The 21,576-nt window shown below is 48.7% G+C and carries 19 protein-coding genes and 4 tRNA genes; 15 read left to right on the forward strand and 8 right to left on the reverse strand.

Translation table 11 applies throughout. The features are described 5' to 3' along the window. Window positions 1-107 (forward strand): zinc ribbon domain-containing protein (locus tag ACR2PX_RS19345; RefSeq protein ID WP_433999696.1); only part of this gene is annotated, 107 nt, incomplete at its 5' end. 53 nt (window positions 108-160) lie between these two features. Beyond that, window positions 161-505 carry a hypothetical protein gene (locus tag ACR2PX_RS19350; protein WP_434001001.1) on the forward strand — a complete coding sequence of 115 codons (345 nt, stop codon included), beginning with the start codon at window positions 161-163 and terminating at the stop codon, window positions 503-505. A gap of 220 nt (window positions 506-725) precedes the next feature. On the opposite strand, the gene ACR2PX_RS19355 is transcribed toward ACR2PX_RS19350, so the two are convergent. Further along, window positions 726-2,177 carry a M48 family metalloprotease gene (locus ACR2PX_RS19355; protein ID WP_434001002.1) on the reverse strand — a complete coding sequence of 484 codons (1,452 nt, stop codon included), beginning with the start codon at window positions 2,175-2,177 and terminating at the stop codon, window positions 726-728. A gap of 568 nt (window positions 2,178-2,745) precedes the next feature. On the opposite strand from ACR2PX_RS19355, the gene ACR2PX_RS19360 reads away from it, so the two are divergent. Together ACR2PX_RS19360 and ACR2PX_RS19365 are read left to right on the forward strand one after the other, a co-directional pair. Further along, on the forward strand, window positions 2,746-2,976 hold the full coding sequence (locus ACR2PX_RS19360; protein WP_434001003.1) for a sulfurtransferase TusA family protein: 231 nt from the start codon (window positions 2,746-2,748) through the stop codon (window positions 2,974-2,976). 91 nt (window positions 2,977-3,067) lie between these two features. Further along, window positions 3,068-4,135 carry an AI-2E family transporter gene (locus ACR2PX_RS19365; RefSeq protein ID WP_434001004.1) on the forward strand — a complete coding sequence of 356 codons (1,068 nt, stop codon included), beginning with the start codon at window positions 3,068-3,070 and terminating at the stop codon, window positions 4,133-4,135. A gap of 24 nt (window positions 4,136-4,159) precedes the next feature. On the opposite strand, the gene ACR2PX_RS19370 is transcribed toward ACR2PX_RS19365, so the two are convergent. Together ACR2PX_RS19370 and ACR2PX_RS19375 are read right to left on the reverse strand one after the other, a co-directional pair. Beyond that, window positions 4,160-8,164, reverse strand: coding sequence for an inositol phosphate phosphatase SopB (locus ACR2PX_RS19370; RefSeq protein ID WP_434001005.1), 4,005 nt, complete (start codon window positions 8,162-8,164; stop codon window positions 4,160-4,162). A 122-nt stretch (window positions 8,165-8,286) separates the two neighbouring features. Further along, entirely contained in the window at window positions 8,287-8,754 is a 468-nt protein-coding gene (locus ACR2PX_RS19375) for a peroxiredoxin (RefSeq protein ID WP_434001006.1), read from the reverse strand. Window positions 8,755-9,058: 304 nt separating this feature from the next. Between ACR2PX_RS19375 and dapA the strand changes: the two genes are divergently transcribed. From dapA to ACR2PX_RS19390, 3 genes are all read left to right on the forward strand, one after another. After that, complete coding sequence (gene dapA / locus ACR2PX_RS19380) at window positions 9,059-9,934, forward strand: 4-hydroxy-tetrahydrodipicolinate synthase (RefSeq protein ID WP_434001007.1); 876 nt, start codon at window positions 9,059-9,061, stop codon at window positions 9,932-9,934. Between the two features lie 118 nt (window positions 9,935-10,052). Beyond that, window positions 10,053-11,192: an outer membrane protein assembly factor BamC gene (gene bamC, locus ACR2PX_RS19385; protein ID WP_434001008.1), complete on the forward strand. Its 1,140-nt coding sequence runs from the start codon at window positions 10,053-10,055 to the stop codon at window positions 11,190-11,192. A 126-nt stretch (window positions 11,193-11,318) separates the two neighbouring features. Next, complete coding sequence (locus tag ACR2PX_RS19390; protein WP_434001009.1) at window positions 11,319-12,422, forward strand: phosphoribosylaminoimidazolesuccinocarboxamide synthase; 1,104 nt, start codon at window positions 11,319-11,321, stop codon at window positions 12,420-12,422. A 21-nt stretch (window positions 12,423-12,443) separates the two neighbouring features. On the opposite strand, the gene ACR2PX_RS19395 is transcribed toward ACR2PX_RS19390, so the two are convergent. Next, window positions 12,444-12,776, reverse strand: coding sequence for a hypothetical protein (locus ACR2PX_RS19395; protein WP_434001010.1), 333 nt, complete (start codon window positions 12,774-12,776; stop codon window positions 12,444-12,446). Window positions 12,777-13,553: 777 nt separating this feature from the next. Here ACR2PX_RS19395 and ACR2PX_RS19400 point away from each other — a divergent pair. Next, window positions 13,554-14,414: a tetratricopeptide repeat protein gene (locus ACR2PX_RS19400; protein WP_434001011.1), complete on the forward strand. Its 861-nt coding sequence runs from the start codon at window positions 13,554-13,556 to the stop codon at window positions 14,412-14,414. A gap of 52 nt (window positions 14,415-14,466) precedes the next feature. On the opposite strand, the gene rdgC is transcribed toward ACR2PX_RS19400, so the two are convergent. Beyond that, window positions 14,467-15,390 carry a recombination-associated protein RdgC gene (gene rdgC / locus ACR2PX_RS19405; protein ID WP_434001012.1) on the reverse strand — a complete coding sequence of 308 codons (924 nt, stop codon included), beginning with the start codon at window positions 15,388-15,390 and terminating at the stop codon, window positions 14,467-14,469. Window positions 15,391-15,677: 287 nt separating this feature from the next. Between rdgC and ACR2PX_RS19410 the strand changes: the two genes are divergently transcribed. The 4 genes from ACR2PX_RS19410 (at window position 15,678) to ACR2PX_RS19425 (ending at window position 16,207) form a co-directional block, all read left to right on the forward strand. Then, window positions 15,678-15,753, forward strand: a tRNA-Val gene (locus tag ACR2PX_RS19410). A 47-nt stretch (window positions 15,754-15,800) separates the two neighbouring features. Further along, window positions 15,801-15,877: transfer RNA gene (locus ACR2PX_RS19415), tRNA-Asp, on the forward strand. A gap of 126 nt (window positions 15,878-16,003) precedes the next feature. Then, window positions 16,004-16,079: transfer RNA gene (locus ACR2PX_RS19420), tRNA-Val, on the forward strand. Window positions 16,080-16,130: 51 nt separating this feature from the next. Beyond that, window positions 16,131-16,207 (forward strand) — tRNA-Asp (locus tag ACR2PX_RS19425). 232 nt (window positions 16,208-16,439) lie between these two features. Here the strand turns inward: ACR2PX_RS19425 and ACR2PX_RS19430 are convergent. Next, window positions 16,440-16,751, reverse strand: coding sequence for an RNA recognition motif domain-containing protein (locus ACR2PX_RS19430; RefSeq protein ID WP_434001013.1), 312 nt, complete (start codon window positions 16,749-16,751; stop codon window positions 16,440-16,442). 356 nt (window positions 16,752-17,107) lie between these two features. Here ACR2PX_RS19430 and ACR2PX_RS19435 point away from each other — a divergent pair, with 356 nt between their 5' ends. Then, a complete protein-coding gene (locus ACR2PX_RS19435) occupies window positions 17,108-17,950 on the forward strand; it encodes a 1-aminocyclopropane-1-carboxylate deaminase/D-cysteine desulfhydrase (RefSeq protein ID WP_434001014.1) in 843 nt (280 codons plus the stop codon). On the opposite strand, the gene ACR2PX_RS19440 is transcribed toward ACR2PX_RS19435, so the two are convergent. Then, on the reverse strand, window positions 17,943-18,452 hold the full coding sequence (locus ACR2PX_RS19440; RefSeq protein ID WP_434001015.1) for a DUF2780 domain-containing protein: 510 nt from the start codon (window positions 18,450-18,452) through the stop codon (window positions 17,943-17,945). The two genes, ACR2PX_RS19435 and ACR2PX_RS19440, sit on opposite strands and share 8 nt — an antisense overlap. A 91-nt stretch (window positions 18,453-18,543) precedes the next feature. Then, a complete protein-coding gene (locus tag ACR2PX_RS19445; RefSeq protein WP_434001016.1) occupies window positions 18,544-19,473 on the reverse strand; it encodes a DUF1853 family protein in 930 nt (309 codons plus the stop codon). Between the two features lie 247 nt (window positions 19,474-19,720). Between ACR2PX_RS19445 and ACR2PX_RS19450 the strand changes: the two genes are divergently transcribed. Both ACR2PX_RS19450 and ACR2PX_RS19455 read left to right on the forward strand, forming a co-directional pair. Next, window positions 19,721-20,605, forward strand: coding sequence for an NAD(+) kinase (locus ACR2PX_RS19450; RefSeq protein WP_434001017.1), 885 nt, complete (start codon window positions 19,721-19,723; stop codon window positions 20,603-20,605). A 51-nt stretch (window positions 20,606-20,656) separates the two neighbouring features. Then, window positions 20,657-21,526 carry a rhomboid family intramembrane serine protease gene (locus ACR2PX_RS19455; protein ID WP_434001018.1) on the forward strand — a complete coding sequence of 290 codons (870 nt, stop codon included), beginning with the start codon at window positions 20,657-20,659 and terminating at the stop codon, window positions 21,524-21,526. The last annotated feature ends 50 nt before the right edge of the window (window positions 21,527-21,576 follow it).

Genomic DNA, 21,576 nt, shown 5'->3' on the forward strand with positions numbered 1-21,576 from the left:
GGGTCTGTTCAGAGTGCGGAGCTGAACATCTGCGTGACGTAAACGCAGCAAGAAACATTCTTGCGGTCGGGCATGACCGTCTAGCTGTAGGAATCCCCGTTCTTTAGGGCGGGGAGGATGTCAACGAGCCGACACACGAACTAAGCCATCAGAATTACCGTTGGAAGTTGCCCAGAAAGTTCGAGATACACTGGCTGGTTTGGTTGCGGCAAAATTCAATGCCAATGATTTCGACGAGAAAAAACTGGCCAAGCAGGCGTTATCTCGTTCTCGACTAAAGGTTGTTCTGCATTTAGAGCAACCAAGTAAATCCAGCAAATTAAGGCCACAGGTTATTGATCCGGCCGTAGCGAAGCAGAAGCTAAAACAATACCTTAAGGCTATCGATGCTCATCCTGTTGTTATGGATAAAAGCACATTGTCAGGAAAAAAAATTGCCTGGCAGGTTGATGAAAAAGATAGCAGTTCGGATCATGCTTGGGATGCCTGGCCGGATATTTCATAAACTGCTCCTACGTTGCTCTATTTTCCTGCATTCATGCAGTCGTCAGGGAATAGGTGAGGAAGCGCCGTACCGGGGGTGGACGGTCGACCGAGCCATACTTTCCTGAGGCACCAAGGGGCAACGAGAGTTGGGAGTATGTTTATGAAATATCCGGGCTAGCATGAAAGATACAAAAATTTGGATTCATTTAGGCCATCACGTTCATGATGACCTGTTTTTATCAGCTTTTTTCCAGCTTTTGACGATATTTGAAAATATCATTTAACTTTTTGTCGATCTTGGCTCTCAGGGCGTAATTATCCCCAACCAGTTTGCTGGCAAACTGCAGATGCTTGATGGCATCATCCAGATTACCGGTCAAAAAGAAGAATTCTGCACGAGCCTGGTGTAAGCCCAGAATATCGTTGGCCTGACCCTGAACCTCCGCCAGCTCATACCAGATATCCGGGTCGTCGGGTCGGTTGCGACTCAGTTTCAGAAGCAGATTCCTTGCTTCCTTAAATCGTTTGGCATGAATCAGGATGTCGGCTTTGGTGGCCATCAGCGGATAGTTGTCCAGATGGATGGAAAGCGCTGAGTCCAGCCTTTTGATAGCTTCATCCGTTTTACCGGTAACGGACTCCAGTCGTGCCTGAGCCATGATCAAGTGAAGGTTTCGTGGGTGTTTTTCAAGTAAAACAGTCAGTTCTTTTTCTGCTGTTTTGTAATCCCGTGCTTCCAGGCTGGCCAGTGCCAAACCGTACCGAGTGATCTCTTCCGAGCTGGTGTGACCCGTCTCCAGTTCTTTTTTCAGTTGGCGAGCATAACGAGCAGGATCTTCGGCACTGAGGACAAACAGCCTCATGCGAGTCAGCTGATAATCAAGACCGCCCTGAGTTCCTTTTGCTGGCAGCTGTGCCGCTCTGGCCCTGGAGTCTGAAATTCGGTTGTCGGTCACAGGGTGTGTCAGCAGAAATTCCGGAGGACGACTCTGATACCGGCTGGACTTGTTCATGTTCTCGAAAATTTCAGGCATGGCCTGTGGATCAAAACCGGCTTTGGCCAGAGTCTGAATACCGATGTTGTCTGCTTCACGTTCAAACTGTCTGCTGAAACGCAAACGGCTGCTTTGAATGCCTGCGACGGTAGTTGAGAGTGCTGCTGCACCTGCATCTCCCCCAGCAGTCGCCATCAGAATAACCGATGCTAATATGGCTGCTGCCGTGGGCAGGCTCTTGTTCTTGGCGTCTTCAACATTTCGGGCATAGTGACGTTGGCTGAGGTGAGCTAATTCGTGAGCCAAAACGGCCGCAAACTGAGCTTCTGTGTCGGCGTTGAAAAACAGTCCGGAATTGACGCCGATGATGCCACCAGGTGCCGCAAAAGCGTTAAGGTTGACACTGTCTATCACCAAGGTGTTCAGGCGGTGATCTTTGATTTCGCTGTACTCAGCCAGACGGTAGATCAGCCTGTCCAGGTATTCCTTGACCTCTGGGTCGCTCACCGTCGGTGTTCGGCTGCGCAAATATTTCAGGTAAGTCTGCCCGAGCTCATACTCCTGTTGAGGTGAGACTACGCCGGAGGTAGTGTCCCCCAGGCTGGGCAGTTCAATTGGGGCCGCGCTTACAACTGCGGAAGAAGTTCCGAGCCAGGTGCTTAGCAGGGCTGCCATCAGGAAACCCGGTTGCTTCATAGAATATCCATACTCATATAATCTGCGGTACACTGTATCGTTATAAGGGTGCTGGCTCAAACAGCCATGAATAAAAGCATTGCATTTTACGACCCCCTTACTTAATAGGTTCGGTCGATAATGTCTGCATCATGACTGCAATTTTTGGATGATGAAAAAATTGCCATCACTTCATTTTACACGTCACCGACATTTGCACCAGAACCTTTCAGTCTGGGAGCCTGACCGAGAATAGACTGGTCGGCCTAAAATCCAGAAAGAACGGCTCATTTTTCCGATGAATTTGCTTAAATAGGTCGACTATTCGCACAAATCCATCGAAAAAATGACCTCGTTCTACTGAATTTTAGTCTCGACCACTACTCTCGGTCAGGCTCCTGGTACGGGTGTAATGACGGAATGCTTACAGTTTCTGAGCAAGTCTGCTCATGGTTGAATAGCACGAAGAGCCGTTTGTGCACTTAAGGTTATGCTGGTTTATTTATAATTGTTGAGTTCAGCATAACATTGGCAGCAGGGTTCCTGTACAGCTGATTTTCAGCTTTCCTGAGGGAGAATAGATTTCATCATGATAGAAGTGGATGTTGAGCTGGATCTGAAAGGGATGAATTGTCCGTTGCCTTTGCTTAGGGCCAAACAGGCTCTCAGTAAAATGAATTCGGGTGAGGTACTCAGGGTTCAGGCAACCGATTCGGGATCCGTTCGGGATTTTGCCAGCTTTGCCAGGATCAGTGGTCACAGACTGCTCGCCAGCGATGATGTGTCCGGGGTGTTTATTTTTACCTTTGAGCATAAATAATGTTGGATAATATGAGTCATTAAAGTCTCTATTTCTCTCCAGGCTCCAAAAGTGGATCGTTAATAATCAGGCAAGTGAAAAGGAATAAAACATGCTGGATATCATCAGGGGGTGGTTGAACCGATACCTATCGGATCATGAAGCCCTGGTGTTGCTATTGATGTTGGTGACCGGATTTATGGTCATCATCTTTATGGGTAACATGCTGGCTCCGGCCCTGGCAGCATTAGTGTTGGCGTTTTTGATGCAGGGCGTGGTGAATGTGCTTGAAAAGTGGGGGGTACCCCATATGCTGGCGGTCACCGTTATATTTACTCTCTTTATGGCGGTCCTGCTGGCTTCTATCTTTTTGTTGGTTCCTCTTATCTGGCAACAGGTCACCGGGCTACTGAATGAACTGCCTAACATGGTCAAGCAGGGGCAGGTGATTCTGAAAGAGTTACCAGATCACTATCCGGCTTTCATTTCAGAATCTCAGACGGCGGCTATTGGCAACACCATTAATATGCATCTGGCTGAGTTTGGTCAGTGGGCACTGTCATTCTCTATTTCGAAGTTGCCCGGTGTGGTAGGCATTCTGATTTATCTGATTCTGGTGCCGATTCTGGTGTTCTTTTTTCTCAAGGATAAAGCCGAGTTGCTGGGCTGGATTGGCACCCGTTTACCCACACGACGCCGACTGATTATTCAGGTGGCAGACGAGATGAATGGTCAGATTGCCAACTACATTCGCGGCAAGGCGATCGAGATTCTGATTGTGGGTGGAGTCAGTTTTGTGGCCTTTGCCTGGCTTGGGCTGAACTACGCCGTACTGTTGTCAGTACTGGTAGGTTTTTCTGTAGTGGTTCCCTATATTGGTGCCACCGTGGTTACCATTCCTATTGCCATGATTGGGTTGTTCCAGTGGGGAGTGGGTCAGGAATTTATGATGCTGATGATCGTCTATGGCATTATTCAGGCACTGGATGGGAATGTACTCGTCCCGCTGCTGTTTTCTGAAGCGGTCAATCTGCATCCCGTTGCGATTATTGTGGCTGTGCTGGTGTTTGGCGGAATCTGGGGGTTCTGGGGAATATTCTTTGCTATTCCATTGGCAACCTTACTCAAGGCAGTGATGAATGCCTGGCCCAGTGTGCATGAAGTGGAAACGGCGACATAGTTGTCACCCTTTCCACGGGTGCAGTCAGGCGCTTACTGTACCAACCAGAGGAGCATTGGCTTTCGAGTCAAAGTGAACCCGGTGGTAGTTGTTACCGTGTCTGGCTGGACCCTGGTCAATTTTTGCTCCCAGTTCACCCAGGCACTGACCAATGATCTCAAGCTGTCCAGTGGTGGTCAGGGCTGCCTGGGCACTGAAGCGCTTGAAGATAGAGGTGGGCAGATCCAGTGGCGGTAGTTCGCCATTACCCAGGATGTCCATCAAGGCTGCCATCTCGATACAGAACTGATTCACATAACCGGTACGATCCTTACCGCTCTTACAGAAGTCATGGTAACCATCCGCTGCGTGCTGACCAATGATATTGAGCAGACCCGCTAGCATGAGTGCCATATCCTGATCTTCATGGTGCAGCTTGTTGTGCAATATATATTGAACCTGACGTGTGCAGTGAATCATCAGGTTCTTGAATTCCTCACCTTTGTCGGTGGTTCTCAGGAATTCACCGACCCGACCTCCAATGGGCTGAGAAGGGTCCATTCCACCAAACATATCCAGAGAGGCTTTTTCGTTAATGGGGTCGGCCTCTTGCCAGACTTTGTAGACATCCTTCTGGCCCATCTTGTTAACCGGGCAGGAGAATAAAATACCGGTGTAGTTAACCTTGACCGCCTGCTTGTCTCCGCTGCTGTCGGTAAACTCAATGGCTGTAGGGCCTTTACTGCTGAGTTCTTCGATGGCCCTCTGGATGAACTTGTGCATTTCCATTTCATCATCCAGTTTACTGGCTACCAGCTTTTGCAGTTTTGGACTCAGGTTTTTTGCTTTCTCGTTGGCAATGGCGCGCACTCTATCAGGGCTTAAGAGACTGGTATGGATGGCGGTAAAGTCGATGGGGGTTCCGTTTTCTATCGCATCTTGAAACTCTGGTGTATCCCCCTTTGCTTCCAGCACCATAAGTCCCAGAATTTCACGCATCCGGGTGACCGTGACATTAAAAATATCCTGTTCAGCGGCCTGAGCTGCAAACATGGGAAAGGAAACGGGCACTCCTGTACGAATTTTTCTCATAACGGGTTTGCCGGATCCATCTGTCATTCGAACAATCCAGCTATTGATCGCATGCTCTTGTTCTTTGGGTGACATAGAGGAGCGTCCACCGTGCTCGAGATCAAATACATCGTTTCCTGAACCGTCCAGTTTCAGGTGGTGGCCGTTTTCATCGGGTTCCAGCGACCAGCTCACTGCGCCGGAAGGGGTCGTGTCGATTTTATAGGCGTAGTAAACACCGTCGTGTGCCATGACATATTCCTTGTGAATAGGCTGCCAGGTGTTGTGATTAAGTGTGTGCTCCAGTGAATAGTTAAAGTTGCCTTTATCGATTCGGGCTGCTTCAAGCTGTTTTAAAAGTACCTTTTTGGTTTTGTGCAGTTGCCCGACAATATTCTTCACCAGCACGGGCTCGGTCTGTCTTTCTTCCTCTTCTTTGAGGCGTCTTTCAAGGCTTGAAGTCAGTGTTTTAAGGGCAGTAACCTTTTGCCCTCGGGTGCGCCGTTTCAGCAGGTTGAAGCGGCTGGTTCTGGCCAGTTTTTCTTCAGTATGCTTGAGCTTTTCTTCTGCCGCGTGAAGAGCGGCCCGGTATAACCGTATGTTGCCTTGCTGGAGGTTCTTATCATGGCTGAAATCATTTTCAATCAGAATCTTCAGAGCCATTTTTTTCTGATTCAGGCTGTCTTTTGCTTTGATAAGGTCTTGAAGCGAGAGAGCCATCACCAGCTCGCTGGCGGGGTGATCAAGCTGACCAATAACACCTTCCTGCATTTGTGTTATTAGGCCCTCAAGTGGATCTTCAATATGTTTGAGCAGCTCATCAAGGCGTTCCAGTTGTTCGACAGGGTGGCGCTGAGCATCGTAGGGTGACTCGCACAGGGCGGGAACCACCTGTTTGGTCATAAAGCCGACAACGTATTTAAGTCGACTCATCTGGTTGTAATCCAGATGCAGTCTTTCCTGGATAGGATCCAGCTTATCTTCCAGCTGAGCAGTAGGAAAGTAAGGGCCCCGGAATAAGGTTTGCAGTGCCGGTATGCTGCCAGGCAAATAATATTCAACCAGGCTTTTATGCTGACCCAGAGCGCTTTTCAGCTCTGCTTTTGAGGCAGGGCGACCGTCTTTGGCGGATGCATGGTAGAGAGCAATATCCAGTGCCCGCTGTTCATGAGCCGGCAGGGTATCCATGTCGAAGCCATAGAGCTCGCTGAAGGATTCTTTCCAATCTTTTTGGGCTTGCTGTTTTTGTGCTGGTGTTAAAGGGGATGCAATTTTGACATCTTGCGGCAAGGGGGCCTGGGTAATGTCCAGTTCCATCTGCCGAACGGGTTGAAGTCGTTCGGCATCAGTGACCGTGTTGGTTCTCAGTCGATAGAGGTCTTGTCTGTCGTTCTCATCCAGTTCCTGCCAGTCGCTCCAGTTCATGTCTTCCAGGAATTCATCGTAGCCTGCATCTGTATCGGTGGAGGCTGTCTCTATGTCTCTCTCTACTTTGCCTGGAATCAGTGCAGCAATCACCGAGTTGAGATAGGTAGGTCTGGGTTCTTTTTCCACAACCGTGAAGCCACTTTCGAGTTCAGAGCCGGAATCAGAGCTGGATATAGGAGGAGTTGCAGGTACCGTAGAAACTGTTCCTGATACAAATTCACCCCATTCCGGGTCATCTTCATCCTGCGTGACAGAAGTTGGGACTTTTATGCTGGCTTCTTCCAGAGGGGGGGCTTCCCCAATGACTATTGCTTCGAACTCATCATCCTCAACATCAACATCAACATCAATGGTTGAGAGCCATTGCTCCACTTCCAGATGACTCTTGCGCAGGTTATCGAGATCTCTGGGGTCCAGCAGTTTGAGCGTTGCTTCAGATGGGAGTTCTCTGGCTTTCAAGGTGGACAGTGAGGTCAATGTGGCCTCAACGGAAACATCTTCCAGAGGGTCGGGGAATTCGAAAGTGGGCGTTTCAGTGGGGCTGAGAGTGGGGGTTTTGGGTCGCTCATAGATTTGGGCTTTAGGGCCCTGGTGCAGATCCCGGAGCGTTGTGGTGACATGATGAAGGTCGATCAGAGAGTTATTGAGGTTGGCCATACTGACATCATAGAAGATGGCTCTGACATGGGTCAGGTATTCAGTGCGTTCCTGGCCTTTAAATTCTGAGGCTTCAAGCTGCTTGGAAAATTCGCCCGTCAGCGCATCCAGTTTATCCTGATCCAGATCCGGGTTGTCTTTTTCAGAAATATAAGACGTTAGTGCTATTTCTGCCCGGGTCAAATCACTTTTATAGAATCCGACGGGGGCTTTGGGGAGCTGGTGAATTTGCTCTCGTGTGAGTTCTGCATTGGCTTTCGAGAATTCCTCATGGGCATTTTCAACCATGAGCTGATGATAGTGAGATTCCAGATGGCTCATTGCCAGGGCGTATTCTGAAGCAGAGTCCAGGCCATTAAACTTCTGAGCTGAAGAAAGTCGGACTCTGAGCTGTCTCAGGTAGGCGTCCCGGGATTCTGGTTTGAAGTCAGCTTGCAAAACAGTGGTCCAGAGGTGGGACACCATTTTAGTGATCTCTTTCGTACCACTTGTCGAGTCTTTATTGGCGAGAAAATTCACCAGTGCTGACTCAGCTTCATGTAAAGCGCCCGCCTGACTGGCCAAAAGCCCTTTGGAAACATCCATGGCTCGGTTAACGGTGCATCTGTCAGCAGGGGCAAGCACATGGACCCGGCGCTGGTCGATGGCGCTAACGGGGTTCAGGAGACTGTTGATCTGATGATATCGGGAGGCAGTGGTTTCAAACTCTTTGAGAAAAGCTTTGGTTTCTTCCGGAATGGTCACGGACCAGCCAAAGAAACTACCGATGGAAACCAGTTGTCCCGCTGAGTCCTTACCAATAAATCTTCCACCCAGCGTACAGCTGTTGCAGTAATCAACCACACTTTTCAGAGAGAGTTGTTCCGGAGAAACGGGGGACGCTCCAGGTTGCATGTTTCTGTTCCTCTGGTATCGCTGAATCTGGCTTCATAGGCTTTAGCGGCCAGCAGAGGAAAAACTGTGGGGGGGTGTGGGGGGGAGCAGGGCCATCCCGGTGGATGGCCCGGATAGAGAGATTATCCCAGTGCCTGGGCAGCCTGGAGAACGTCTTCTACATGATTTTTGATCCGGACTTTACGCCATTCGTGTTGCAGGATGCCTTCTCGGTCGATGAGGAAGGTGCTGCGCTCAATGCCCATGTACTCTTTGCCGTACATATTCTTCAACTTGATGACATCGAACAGCTTACAGAGTTCTTCATCAGGATCGGAGATCAGATCAAAAGGAAACTCATGCTTGGTCCGGAAATTCTCGTGGGATTTCAGGCTTTCACGGGAAACGCCAAAAATCAGAGTGTCTGCTTCCTGAAAGTCAGCAAACAGGTCACGGAAAGTCTGGCCTTCACTGGTGCAGCCGGGGGTGTTGTCTTTGGGGTAGAAATAGATGACGACCTTCTTGCCTTTCAGTTCGGACAGTGTGACTGTAATATTATTGGTTGCCTGGGCAGTGAATTCCGTAACGGGTTGGCCTAGGGTAAAACTCATTGTTCGTCCTTCGATACTGTTGTCTTGATAAAACGGCTGTCTGAGATAAACGGTTGTCTTTACTGAGACAAGTATTATGGATTCAGGGTTAACGTGCTGGACGCTAAAGAACCTGAATAAGGTTGTTTCATTGGCTTGATGAATATGTTTTCAAGCTCGGTGAACCTGTAGCATAGTGCGAATTACTGGCAATGGTATATAAAGCTGGACTGAGTTGGGCAGAATGTCAACGCTGCCCTTGTTAATGCCTGTGTGCGTCAGTAACATTACGCACAGCTTTTGACTGATCTCTTGGAGTGGATAGATGATTACCGGTAGCCTTGTAGCGCTCGCGACCCCGATGCAGGACGATGGAGAGCTGGACTGGGAGCGTCTTCAGAAACTGGTTGAATTCCATATAAAGGAAGGCACCGATGGCATTGTAGCGGTGGGTACTACCGGAGAATCTGCCACGCTGACTGTGCAGGAACACTGCGAAGTTATAAAGCGGGTGGTAGAGCAGGTTAATGGTCGGGTTCCTGTCATTGCCGGCACGGGAGGAAATTCAACCCAGGAAGCTGTCTTGCTGACAGCAGAAGCCAAAACCCTGGGAGCCGATGCCTGTCTGTTGGTGACACCTTATTACAACAAACCCACTCAGGAAGGTTTGTACCTGCACTTCAAAACCATTGCAGATGCTGTGGCTATTCCCCAGATTCTTTATAATGTACCCGGTCGAACAGCGGTTGATATGCTGCCAGAGACCGTAGCGCGTCTGGCCGGACACGAGAATATTGTTGGTATAAAAGAAGCCACCGGTATTCTGGAACGTGGTACCCAGATTCGCGAGTTGTGTGGTGAAGATTTTGCAATCTATTCCGGTGATGATGCTACCGGGATGGAGCTGATGTTGCAGGGAGCCAATGGTGTGATTTCTGTCACCAATAATCTGGCTCCCCGGGCAATGCATGAAATGTGTGTAGCCGCTCTTCAGGGAGATCGCGCTACAGCTGAGACAATTAACGCTAAACTGGACGAACTGCATCAGAAGCTGTTTCTGGAAGCAAACCCGATTCCTGTGAAGTGGGCGCTGGCGCAAATGGGATTGATGGGTGAAGGCATTCGTCTGCCATTGACGCCCTTGTCCGAAGGTTATCGTCCGGTTCTGCGTGAAGCCTTGAAACAGGCTGATCTGATTTAATTACTGAAGGAGTCAGGCGAATTCAGCCTGATTCCTGTCCCCGGTTACGACTGAACCATGGGTTAACGAGGGATGTCACCCGGGGTATTGTTATGGAGCTTTTCAGAATGGAGATCGTATGTCGCGAGCGATGAAAACCTTGCCGGTTATGGCCTGTGCTCTGGCACTGGCAGGTTGTGCCAATCCATTCGGCAAGGAGGGTTATTTCCGGGATAAGTCCGGAGATTATACCCAGGCAAGGGTGACCAAGCCGTTGGAAATTCCGGAACAGATGAATACGGAACCCATGGTTGATTCCTTATCTATTCCTCCCATCTCAGCTAACCACGCAGGTCTGGAGTCAGACTTTGCTGTGCCCAGGCCGGATCAGAGATTAACCCAGAAACAGGGTGAGGCCTATACCATTGAAAGGGCAGGGGATGAGCAATGGCTGCTGGTGGATCATTCACCCAGTGAAGTCTGGCCCAAAGTTCTGGCTTTCCTTGAAGAAAATGACATTCCAGTCAGAAGTCAGAATGTTAAACAGGGTGTTCTTGAAACCGAATGGACTGATCTGGGTAAAGATCCTGAGAAAGGGTATGTCTCCCGAGCTTTCAGCAAGCTGTTTGGCGCTGAGGTTACCGGTCCGGTGGAAGACCGCTTTCAGTTTGAAGTGCGTCAGGGGGTGACATCGACTTCCTCTGAAGTGCGTCTCAAGATCAAGTCTCGTCCCATTCTGGAAGAAGGTCAGCCCACAACTGAGCCTGAATGGAACAATCTGGAAGAACGCAGCCAGAAAATGGATGACAGTATTCTGAACGAACTGTTGTTGTTCATGGTGCGGGATGACAGTGAGAAGTCCGTCTCTTACCTGGCTCAGGATCTGAATCTGGGCAACCTGGCGATCATGGAGCAGGATGGTGCTGGTAACCCGCTGTTAAGGCTGGATCAGTTATCTTTTGCTCGAAGCTGGTCTGCTGTTGATGCGGCCCTGCAACAGGCAGGTGTTGATGTGACCGATAAAAACCGCTCGGCTGGTATTTTCTATCTGCAGGTAGATCCCAAGGGCGTGGTCAAGAAAGAGGAAGAGTCCAGCGGCTGGTTCAGTGGCTGGTTTGGCAGTGATGATAAAGAAGAGACACCTAAAGATGTTCTGTTAATGAGAGTGACGGAACTCAACGGTGTGGTCAGAGTGTCTGTTGAAAAGGATGCCAATACTTCGGCACCTGCAGACATTAGCCGTAAACTTCTGAACCTTGTGAAGGAAAACCTTAAATAGGTTTGAAGCTCACAGTAAAAGCCAGTCATTATGACTGGCTTTTTATTTTGCGGGTCGTATGGCAACACGAGCCGCTCAGGCGTTTTTGATTATCCACCTTTGATAAATGAGAACAGGATATTGGCAATGAGCTTTGCTGATAAAGTACTGGCTGTTAATAATGACCTCCCTATTCGTACAGAGCTTCCTGTGCACTCAGGAAAGGTTCGATCTGTTTATTGGCTGACTGAGGCGGATAGCCGCCGTCTGATCAGAGAAAAGGGTTACGATGTAGCTCAAGATACCCCTCTGGCTATTATGGTGATTTCAGACCGTATGAGTGCCTTTGACTGCATCTGGAAAGGTGAAGGCAACATGCGGGGTGTACCGGGTAAAGGTGCGGCCCTGAACGCGATCTCTAACCACTGGTTTAAGCTGTTCAAAGACTCCGGTCTGGCAGACAGTCATATTCTGGATATTCCTCATCCGTTTGTCTGGATCGTTCAAAAAGCACGACCTGTGATGATTGAAGCTATTTGTCGTCAGTACATTACAGGTTCCATGTGGCGAGCCTACAGTAAAGGTGAGCGTGAATTCTGCGGCATCCAGCTACCGGATAATCTTGAGAAGGATCAGAAGTTACCGGAGCTGTTGATCACACCGTCAACGAAAGGCATTCTCAAAGGCATTCCCGGTGTGCCGGAAGTGGATGATGTGAACATCACCCGTGCCGATCTTGATGCAAATTACGCCTCCTTTAATTTTCGCAAGCCTGACGATATTGATCGTTATGAAACCCTCCTGAAGGAAGGTTTTGATGTCATTTCTGAAGCTCTGGGTCAATTGGATCAGGTCTTTGTGGATACCAAATTTGAATTTGGTTACGTCACCGATGCCAGCGGTCAGGACAAGCTCATTTATATGGATGAAGTGGGGACTCCTGATTCGTCCAGAATCTGGGACGGTGCTGCTTATAAGGCCGGTAACGTTGTAGAAAATTCGAAGGAAGGGTTCCGTCAGCAGCTACTGAGTTATTTCCCGGACCCGGACATTCTGCTCAACAAAGACAGAATGAATGAGAGGCAGGCTCTGGCAGAAGACAATGAATTGCCACAGTCGATTATGATGGGGGTGTCCAGAACCTATCTGGATATTGCCGAGCGAATCACCGGCGAGCCTATTCAGCTCTCTGATAATCCCAAGGATGAAATCGTCGCCATTCTCAAAGATGAATATGGGTTGATCGGTTAAAACACTCAGCCGGAGTCCTGTTCAGGGTTCCGGCTTTTGTCTGCGTAAATACTCCTGTTCCGAGACATAATTGAAGCAGGACACCCCAAAGGCCTTCTCCAGGGCTTCTCCATATCGAGCGGCGGTTTTTATCTTATGAGGGAATTCTTTTTGTTCCTCATTGCTCGCATCGGCTTCTATCTGATCCAGAGCCTGATGACCAATGACAACAGCTTCCAGTAATTTCGGATAAGTAGAGTTGATGACCGCGCAGAGTTGGGCCTGTCGGTGTCTTTCTATGCTGTACCCGATGATCAGGGCACCGATCACAATGGAGGCTGGCAGTACGGTAATGGTGAAGGTTTTCAATTTCATTGAGAGTTATGCCATGGCAGCGGGAAAGAAATAGGTAGCCAAGAGGGTTTGTTTAATAGGCTCTTGATTGTTGCTGTTAGGAGTGCGAATGAGTCAGTAAGATTTTACTGTCCTCGTGGAGCTTAGTGTATGGGACGAAATGAGCAGGACCAGGCTTTATTCTGTCCAGTACTGCTGTCTTGGTTTTGTGTTGGGTTGTCGATCTGTTCTCAAGGCTATAGGTGTTATCCCCTGTCTGCCTTAGAAACGTGATAACATGCGGGCAGTCTGTGGTTGAAGAGTGTGTATTGGGTGTCTCTCAATAGGCGAGGGTGGCTTTGGCGGGTGCTGGTCGTTTAATAACAATTAGTTATTAGCGAGAATGCGCGGTATGGCGGGGGTTTTGCTTCTTTTTGCAGTGAAACGCTCGCATAAAACTTACGTCATCTGTTTTTTATGCACAAATGTCAAGCCCTTGACGTCAAAAAAATTCAGCTTGTCTAAGTAATTGATTTTATAAGGATGAGCTGTAACTCACTGAAAACTAAAGAAAAATATTTGATCAAAAAATGATCAATTTGTGTAGGATGCAGTAAGAATCGGTCTTTCTGAATGATTCGACAGGTTCTTCCACAAAGTTATCCACAGATTTTGTGGGTAAGATTTCAGTAATGCTTCTGAAGAAGTAATACGATCTGCCTTCAAAGCCCTTTATTACAACTATTTATTACAACTATTTATTACAACTATTTATTAAAGGATGCTGTACTCCTGACGAGTCGGCTAGAGAGTCTGAGCATGAACGAATTGCCGAATATTGTTGATCTGACTGAAGAAAATGTCCGGGAAGTATTGATAGAGCAGTCGGCCCAGCGACCGGTGCTGCTGGATATCTGGGCAGAATGGTGTGAACCCTGCAAGAGTCAGATGCCGATCCTGGCCAGTCTGGTAGAAAACTATCAGGGTAAGTTTTTGTTAGCCAAGCTGGATGCAGACCAGCCACTGGGTCAACAGTTAATGAGTCAGCTGGGTGTTCGCAGTGTGCCGACTCTGGTCTTCTTTCATCAGGGCCAACCTGTGCAGGTGCTGTCGGGCTTGCAGACCGAAGCTGCTCTGAGAGAGGTTCTGGATACTCTGACCATGAGTCCTGTGGAGCGAATCAAGCTTCAGGTAGACCAGCTGATCGAGCAGGGGCAGCATGAGCAGGCGCTGATGCTGCTGCAACAGATTCTTCAGGAAGAGCCTGAAAATCATGCTCTGCAGGTATTGCAGGTTAACCTGCTGTTGGAAGTGGGTCGTATCGATGATGCTAAAACACTGATGGCTGCCCTGCCAGCGGATACCGCAGGAATCGCCCAGCCCAAGGCAAAACTGGCCTTCTATGAGATGGTGGCTGAAGCGCCTCAGGTGGCTGAACTGGAAGCTCGCCTGCACGATGATGAAAACGATCACGAGGCTCGTTATCAACTGGCTATCCGGCAGGTGCTGGCTGATGAGAATGAACAGGCTCTGGAGAACCTTCTGTTGATTGTCAGAAGAGATCGTACTTTCCGTGAAGACGGTGCCAGACTGTTAATGCTCAAGGTCTTTGATCAGTTGGGAGCAGGTAACCTCCTGGGCAAGCGCTATCGTGGCAAACTGTTTGGGTTAATGCATTGATGTACTGATAGTGAGTGTCGGGCTTTCAGTCATTGAAAGCCCGACAACCGAATTAAGCGTCTGCTGACACTTCAGTCAATCCACCCAGTGTTTCCACCAGGTCATTGATCAGCTTTCTCAGAGAAAGGCTCATGACTGCGAAATCAGCATCGAACTGCTCTGCTGCGGTTTCCGCTTCCACTTCATCCAGCTGATCCTGGATCACTTCAGTAAATTTCAGCTTTCGTACAATAAGGTCGTCGCTGAATACAAAAGTCTGTGCGTCGTCCCACTGTAATGCCAGTTTACTGACCTGCATTCCGCCTTCCAGGTGGGCCTGAATTTCTTCAGTGATTAATTCCTGTTTGCGAACATTAATCTGGCCGCCTTCGTCACCGGGTTCTCTCAGGTCGCACTCGTCGCCCAGAATAAAAGGAGCGGGAACCGTCGGATTCTCAGACAGCCATTGCGTCATGGAAGCCGAGGGCAGATTTTTCAGAGGTGGGTTGACGATGGGCAGGCTGCCCAGACATTCCCTCAGGCAGCTGGTCAGCTCTTCAGCTTTTTTGAAAGACGAGGCGTCTACCACCAGCCAGCCTTCTTTGGTATCGAGGTAGGCCAGGGTTTTCTGATGCTTGGTGAAGGCTCTGGGTAACAGCTCCATCATAATGTCGTCTTTCAGCGCTTTCTTCTCTTTGCTGAAGACTTCCCGTTGTTCTTCCTGCTCTATTGTTTCTACTTTCTCTTCAAGGACATCCTTGATGACGCTGGCAGGGAGGATCTTTTCCTCTTTTTTTGCACAGATCATGACAAAGTCACCACTGGCATGGGTCAGCATATCACCATGGCGACCCAGAGGTGGGACCCAGCCAAAGGAACTGATGTCCTGGCTGCCGCAGCCGCGAAAGCGTTTTTCAGTAAGCTTTTCTTCCAGTTCTTCACTGGTCCACTCAAAGGGTTTGGTAAATCGATAGAAAATCAGGTTCTTAAACCACATGATTGAGTCCATGCAAAAGTGAGTGCCTGCATTATACGCATCAGGCTTTGGTTGAGTGAGAGAAAGTGTGAGCTGCTTAAAGAAGGTGGGATAGTGGTTCGCTTTTTCGGAGTAGCTAATAGATGAAGCGAGGATCTGGTGAGTAGAAAGCCAAATAACCTGAATGCACTTTTAGAGCGCTATGTTGCGGATACTTATAAAAAAAGTGTCTAAAGGCGGTTGCGTGAGGTTCGCTTCGCTGCTTATAATGCGCCGCGTTGTTGAGAGACACACGGCCAAGACCGAAAGGGTGATTAGCTCAGCTGGGAGAGCATCTGCTTTACACGCAGAGGGTCGGCGGTTCGATCCCGTCATCACCCACCACTTTGAAATTTAAGACGCAAAGCGGTAGGTTACTTGAGCTGTATAGCGGACCGGTAGTTCAGTTGGTTAGAATGCCGGCCTGTCACGCCGGAGGTCGCGGGTTCGAGTCCCGTCCGGTCCGCCATCTTGATTCAAGATGCAGCAGTGGATGATTTCTTTTTATCCCTTCTCTCGATCAGGGCTTGAACGACAGCTGTCTTCAGGTATAGTTCAGTCCCGACTCACCAGCAAGAGTCGTTAAAAAATATTTGGGTGATTAGCTCAGCTGGGAGAGCATCTGCTTTACACGCAGAGGGTCGGCGGTTCGATCCCGTCATCACCCACCAAATTAAATAGAGAGCCATGCTTTAAAAGTGACTCTCTATTAAAAAGAATGCGGACCGGTAGTTCAGTTGGTTAGAATGCCGGCCTGTCACGCCGGAGGTCGCGGGTTCGAGTCCCGTCCGGTCCGCCATCTACAAAAACGATTATCTTTCAGGTAGTCGTTTTTTTTTATTGCATAGATGCTATGTATTCAGGTGTTGCACGACTACAGGAAGTAAGCGCTAGAGTGGAACAAGGTGTCCAGGTGTATGGTAAGGTCTGAGATATCTGCTTTGGGTGTTTGTAACAGACTCATTGAAAGCGGAGTGACGAACGAAAAAAAAGCTGGTAGTGACCAGCTTTTTAAATCTGGGCTGTGGATATCAGAAGCGATGACCGCCTTCACGATTTCCACCAAAGCCACGACGACCACCGCCATTGTTATTGCGTGGACGCTCGGTTGCAATACTGACGCGGATGCTGCGACCAGCGACATCCTGTCCATCCAGAGCCAGAGCTGCTTCAGCAGCATCAGCGGAACTGAAGGTTACGAAAGCAAAGCCGCGAGAACGACCGGTTTCACGATCAAGGATAATCTTGCACTCCTCGATTTCGCCGAAGGCACCAAAAGCCTCTTCCAGATCTTGTTCCGTCGCGGCGAAGGCCAGGTTACCAACGAACAGTTTGTTTGCCATTTTTTCTCTATCTCCGAGCACGCTGTAGCTGCTTGTCTGCTACCTTTCAAAGCAATTAGCGTCGCTCGAGACACTGTCTTTTCGGGCATCAGGTAAGAGTACAATGTTTAAGTGAGATTCCATTGTAGCACGTAGATCCGTGGAATGAAGGCTTGTTATATGTATTCTTTATTACTGGTATCGTTTATATCACTGACTTAATGCGTTATTAATGGCTACTAAAAGTTCCAACCAGAAGAATAAATGTCATTATGTATTTTTCAGATGTAATTAGTAATAAAGTACCAGTTGAAAGAATAAATACCTGCACGATAAGTAATTCTACTATTAGTCTTGATATTCTCCGATTGGATCAAGTGCATCCACTTATTAGTGGAAACAAGTGGTTCAAACTTAAATACTTTCTAATTGAAGCCCATTCAAGAGGGATCAAAACTCTTATAAGTTTTGGTGGAGCCTGGTCAAACCATCTTCATGCGATGGCGGCGGCAGGTTATTATCTGGGTTTTCAGACGATAGGTATTATACGGGGCGAAAAACCTGCCAAACCTTCTGCCATGTTACAAGATGTCGAGCGCTGGGGAATGAAACTGCTTTATGTCAGTCGTTCTGATTATCGACAACGCTATGACGCTGACTACCATCAAACGTTGCTCAAACAGCTATCGATTTCATCTGAACAGGTGGTCATTATTCCAGAAGGTGGCTCGGGAGCTCTCGGTGTCAGAGGGTGTGAAGATATTCTATCTGCGGGCTCCATTCAGGCTCAGGAATACGATGAAATCTGGTTAGCTTGTGGTACCGGTGCAACCATGGCTGGAGTAGTGCGCAGTGTCAACAACAGTGTCAACAACAGTGTCAACAATGCCACCCATGTCAGAGGATTTCCGGTACTAAAAGGTGCGGGTTTTCTAAAAGAAGACGTAGCACAGCTCCTTGAACCGACTGATACCCGTTGGAGTCTGGAACTGGATCACCATTGTGGTGGCTATGGTAAAACAACGCCTGATCTGATCCAGTTTATAGTGAGTTTTGAGCAGGAAACCGGGATCCCGCTGGACCCGGTTTATACAGGCAAATTAATGTTTGCACTGAAGCAGAAAGCTGAGTCTGGAGGGCTGTCCGGATTACAAAGATTGTTGCTCATTCATACCGGAGGTCTCCAGGGGCGCAGAGGGTTCAGTGAGTGGGCTAATTGAACTTTTCAATCAGGGAGCCAGCAGAATCGGTTAATCCTGAGGGGATGACCGATTTTAACAACCCGGCGGCTTCACCACTTCTACCATCCTTGAAATAATCAATCAGCACCGTCGAAAACTTTGAAATCATATCGTTGTTCAGTCCAAGTGTTTTAAACTGTTGGCTGAGGGTATCGAAACTGCCAAGCAAACTGGAAGAGTCCAGTAATGATGAAGAGTTTTTTGTATGATCCACTTCAGGCGCGGCTTTTAATAACTCGGGTGTTTGAGGCAGTGCTTCCTTAATTACACTGAAGTCGTCTTTTGATAGTTTGGAACTGGCCATCTGTAATAAAGAACCAACACCTCCCTCGGCCTGATACTGACTGACATTCAATTGACTGGTAAGGCTATCAATCAATCCCATGGCCTTGCTGGCAGGTGATTGAATAATAAGAACGATGGCAAGAAAGGAAAACAACAGAGTATTGAAACGATTAATGAAGAGGCTTGTAGATTTCATAAAGCGAATACCCCATTGGAAAGACAATCATTGAAGTATTAACCAATATTAGAAAACAGTTGATACAAATTGTTCTATCAAAGGGGGTTGCTTATATTTCAGCGGCCATTAAGGCTCTGGCTTCCCAGTCATCAGGCACCACAAAAAAACGACTGTCTTCTTTAAATTCTCCATTCTGCTCGTGGCATCGGACGACCATCTGTGGGCGTGCACTCTTGTACAGTTGTGACTGCAGGCGCTGGATCAGGGTGGCTTTGGACAGATGAATCGATGGGTCTGGTAACCCTTGGTAGGTGGAGAGCCAGAGTGACTTCGGTAAGGGCAGGTAGCAGGCCTTGTGCTCCTCCCGTTCCAGCCAGGATGACAGTTGGCTGATCGGCAACCAGTGTCCACGCAAATGCTCAGCGGAACAATCTTCAGGAGTTGGGCAAATGCCATTGATGGGGTAAAAAAGATAGCCCTGGAAGAGAATCTCTGTTTGCACTTCCGAAATATCAAGGGTATTGAGCGCATTTTTGCCGGCCAGGGTGTCCGAGAGCGTGATCTGATGCTTCAGCATATGGTTCAGCTTTCTGTCCATCCGGTCACGCAGCCCGGGCCCTACCCAGTGATTCCAGGGACTGGCTGAACGAGTGTTGGATGGAAGGCCCAGATAGTATTTGACGGCCAGCTCACGATGAATAAAAGCCTGCTGCTGAAGTGACTTTAAAATCAGGTCATATTCACCCAGTGTCTGGTGATTATTCTGAACCTGCAGGTTGCAGGCTATCAACTGATATTCCTTTGAATGTCTAAGAATATACTGCCAGAGCGATTCATAATAAATACCCAACAGATGACTGCGGCGCTGATGCAGAATATCCACTAGCTCTGAATAGCCAGAGCCTGTAATCTGGTAGTTGTGCACCGGACGGGTTGCCGGGCAGATAAATCTCGAATCACAACCGGGGTTGATGATCGAAGGACTACTCAGTAACCAGTCTATATCCCGGGCAATTTGCTGATGAGAAAGACGGTTCATTTTTGGGGCTTCATGGTTTTCGGCCCATGGCTGTGAATGACAAATGGCTGTGAATGACAAATGGCTGTGAATGACAAAATGATGGCTCATCTTTGCTGGTTTCTGTGAATTCAGCAGGTGACAGATAAGAGTAACAGATTCATATCGATGTGTTTATTATTCGCCGGCAGATAACAGCGATCACCGAATCCGGGGTGTGCTGTCATACGGGCTGGATAAATTCACCAACGACAAGTGATTTAGACCGATGGAAGAATTCAAGCAGGTTGGGATTACCGGGCGACAGGGTAAAGCTAATATAGATGGCACCCTGAAACGTCTGGCCGATTTTCTGCATTCGCAGGGTGTAGTTGTATCACTGGATGAGCAATTGTCGGACCTTTTGCCGGGGCATGGTTATCAGGTCTGTGACCGGGCGACCATGGGCAAAACCTGCGATCTGGTTGTAGTGGTGGGTGGCGACGGCAGTTTACTGGGGGCGGGCCGGGAGCTTTCTGTTTATGATGTTCCCGTGGTGGGCGTTAACCGTGGCCGCCTGGGTTTTCTGACAGACGTCTCTCCCGATGAGCTGGAAGACAGCATTGGCGAAATACTCAATGGCCAATACCGGATGGAAAGCCGTTTTCTGCTGGAAGCCAAGGTAGAACGTAACGGCAAAACCATTGGTTGTGGCGATGCCCTCAATGATGTGGTGCTGCATCCGGGCATATCCACGAAAATTATAGAGTTTGAACTGTTTATTGAAGACCAGTTTGTTTATCGCCAGCGTTCTGATGGTCTGATCATGGCTACGCCTACCGGATCAACTGCTTATGCCCTGTCCGGTGGGGGCCCAATCATGCACCCCAAGCTGGATGCCATTGTACTGGTGCCCATGTATCCGCATATGCTCACGAACCGGCCACTGGTGGTGGACGGCAATAGCCAGTTGAAGCTGGTGATACACGAAGGCAATGAAATTCATCCTCGAATCAGCTTTGATGGACAAGTGGATATTGAGCTGACACCGGATGACATCATCCTGATCCGTAAAAAGAAGCAGCAACTTAGACTGCTTCATCCTTTAAACCACAATTTCTACGAAGCCTGCCGATCCAAATTAAGATGGTATCCTAACGAGGGTGCACAGTGACAATTGCAGTCTTGTCTACACTAACCGGTTTGAGCATAACAAGAGTTGACTATGTATAGGGCGCTGGAGCTTCCTGCAGACAAGGATTTGAGTGCACTGTCCTACTTTCTTTATCGGCAGGGAGTGCCGCACAGAATTACCGAAGAGTCCGGTAAGCAGGTGCTGTGGACCCAGAACGAGCAGCAGGGAGAAGCAGTAGAAAAGTTCTATCAGGACTGGCAGTCCGGCGAGTTGGAGCTGGATGTGGCACCTCCCCGTAAAGGGCCTGAAGTTGGCAGTTTTTTCAAAAGTATTCCCTGGAAAAGCTTCCCCTTCACCTTCCTGATTCTGGCGGTTTGCCTGGTGGTGGCTGTGCTGACCCACCTGGGTGAGAATATACAGGCTATTTCCAGCTTCACCTTCGTAGACTTCAAGGTGTCCAATGGCTACATCTACTATGCCAGTCTGGGACATACTCTGGAAAGTCATGAATACTGGCGCCTGATAACCCCGATCTTTATCCACTTCGGGATTTTGCATCTGGTCTTCAATGCCCTGATGTTCTATGTTCTGGGTGGCAGAATTGAGATGCATCAGGGCGGTATCCATCTACTAGGACTGGTTTTGCTGACCGGTGTTCTGTCAAACTTTGCTCAATATGCCATGTCCGATGGCTCGGTGCTGTTTGGTGGTCTGTCAGGCGTGGTATACGGTCTGATGGGGTACAGCATGGTTCGAGAGCGTCTGGACAAGAGCTTCTATATGGGATTGCCACCGGCCATTTACGGATTCATGATTCTGTGGCTGGTGATAGGCTACACCGATATTCTCGGGCCTGTGCTGGGGCAAATGGCCAATGCCGCTCATCTGGGTGGCCTGGTGTCCGGGATTGTATTGGGCGGGCTTGCAGGCTTGATGTTCAAGTCCCGGATTCCACGATAAACGCAAGCTTACAGGTTCTGTCTGGTTAGGGTGTGAACCTGCAAGTAGTG

The organism is Endozoicomonas sp. (assembly GCF_051008435.1).
In the GTDB taxonomy this organism is placed as follows: Bacteria; Pseudomonadota; Gammaproteobacteria; order Pseudomonadales; family Endozoicomonadaceae; genus Endozoicomonas_A.

Coding starts and splice junctions, on each gene's coding strand:
- ACR2PX_RS19355 (WP_434001002.1), bottom strand. CDS start 2,177: ATGAAGCAACCGGGTTTCCTGATGGCAGCCCTGCTAAGCACCTGGCTC.
- ACR2PX_RS19360 (WP_434001003.1), top strand. CDS start 2,746: ATGATAGAAGTGGATGTTGAGCTGGATCTGAAAGGGATGAATTGTCCG.
- ACR2PX_RS19365 (WP_434001004.1), top strand. CDS start 3,068: ATGCTGGATATCATCAGGGGGTGGTTGAACCGATACCTATCGGATCAT.
- ACR2PX_RS19370 (WP_434001005.1), bottom strand. CDS start 8,164: ATGCAACCTGGAGCGTCCCCCGTTTCTCCGGAACAACTCTCTCTGAAA.
- ACR2PX_RS19375 (WP_434001006.1), bottom strand. CDS start 8,754: ATGAGTTTTACCCTAGGCCAACCCGTTACGGAATTCACTGCCCAGGCA.
- dapA (WP_434001007.1), top strand. CDS start 9,059: ATGATTACCGGTAGCCTTGTAGCGCTCGCGACCCCGATGCAGGACGAT.
- bamC (WP_434001008.1), top strand. CDS start 10,053: ATGTCGCGAGCGATGAAAACCTTGCCGGTTATGGCCTGTGCTCTGGCA.
- ACR2PX_RS19390 (WP_434001009.1), top strand. CDS start 11,319: ATGAGCTTTGCTGATAAAGTACTGGCTGTTAATAATGACCTCCCTATT.
- ACR2PX_RS19395 (WP_434001010.1), bottom strand. CDS start 12,776: ATGAAATTGAAAACCTTCACCATTACCGTACTGCCAGCCTCCATTGTG.
- ACR2PX_RS19400 (WP_434001011.1), top strand. CDS start 13,554: ATGAACGAATTGCCGAATATTGTTGATCTGACTGAAGAAAATGTCCGG.
- rdgC (WP_434001012.1), bottom strand. CDS start 15,390: ATGTGGTTTAAGAACCTGATTTTCTATCGATTTACCAAACCCTTTGAG.
- ACR2PX_RS19430 (WP_434001013.1), bottom strand. CDS start 16,751: ATGGCAAACAAACTGTTCGTTGGTAACCTGGCCTTCGCCGCGACGGAA.
- ACR2PX_RS19440 (WP_434001015.1), bottom strand. CDS start 18,452: ATGAAATCTACAAGCCTCTTCATTAATCGTTTCAATACTCTGTTGTTT.
- ACR2PX_RS19445 (WP_434001016.1), bottom strand. CDS start 19,473: ATGAACCGTCTTTCTCATCAGCAAATTGCCCGGGATATAGACTGGTTA.
- ACR2PX_RS19450 (WP_434001017.1), top strand. CDS start 19,721: ATGGAAGAATTCAAGCAGGTTGGGATTACCGGGCGACAGGGTAAAGCT.
- ACR2PX_RS19455 (WP_434001018.1), top strand. CDS start 20,657: ATGTATAGGGCGCTGGAGCTTCCTGCAGACAAGGATTTGAGTGCACTG.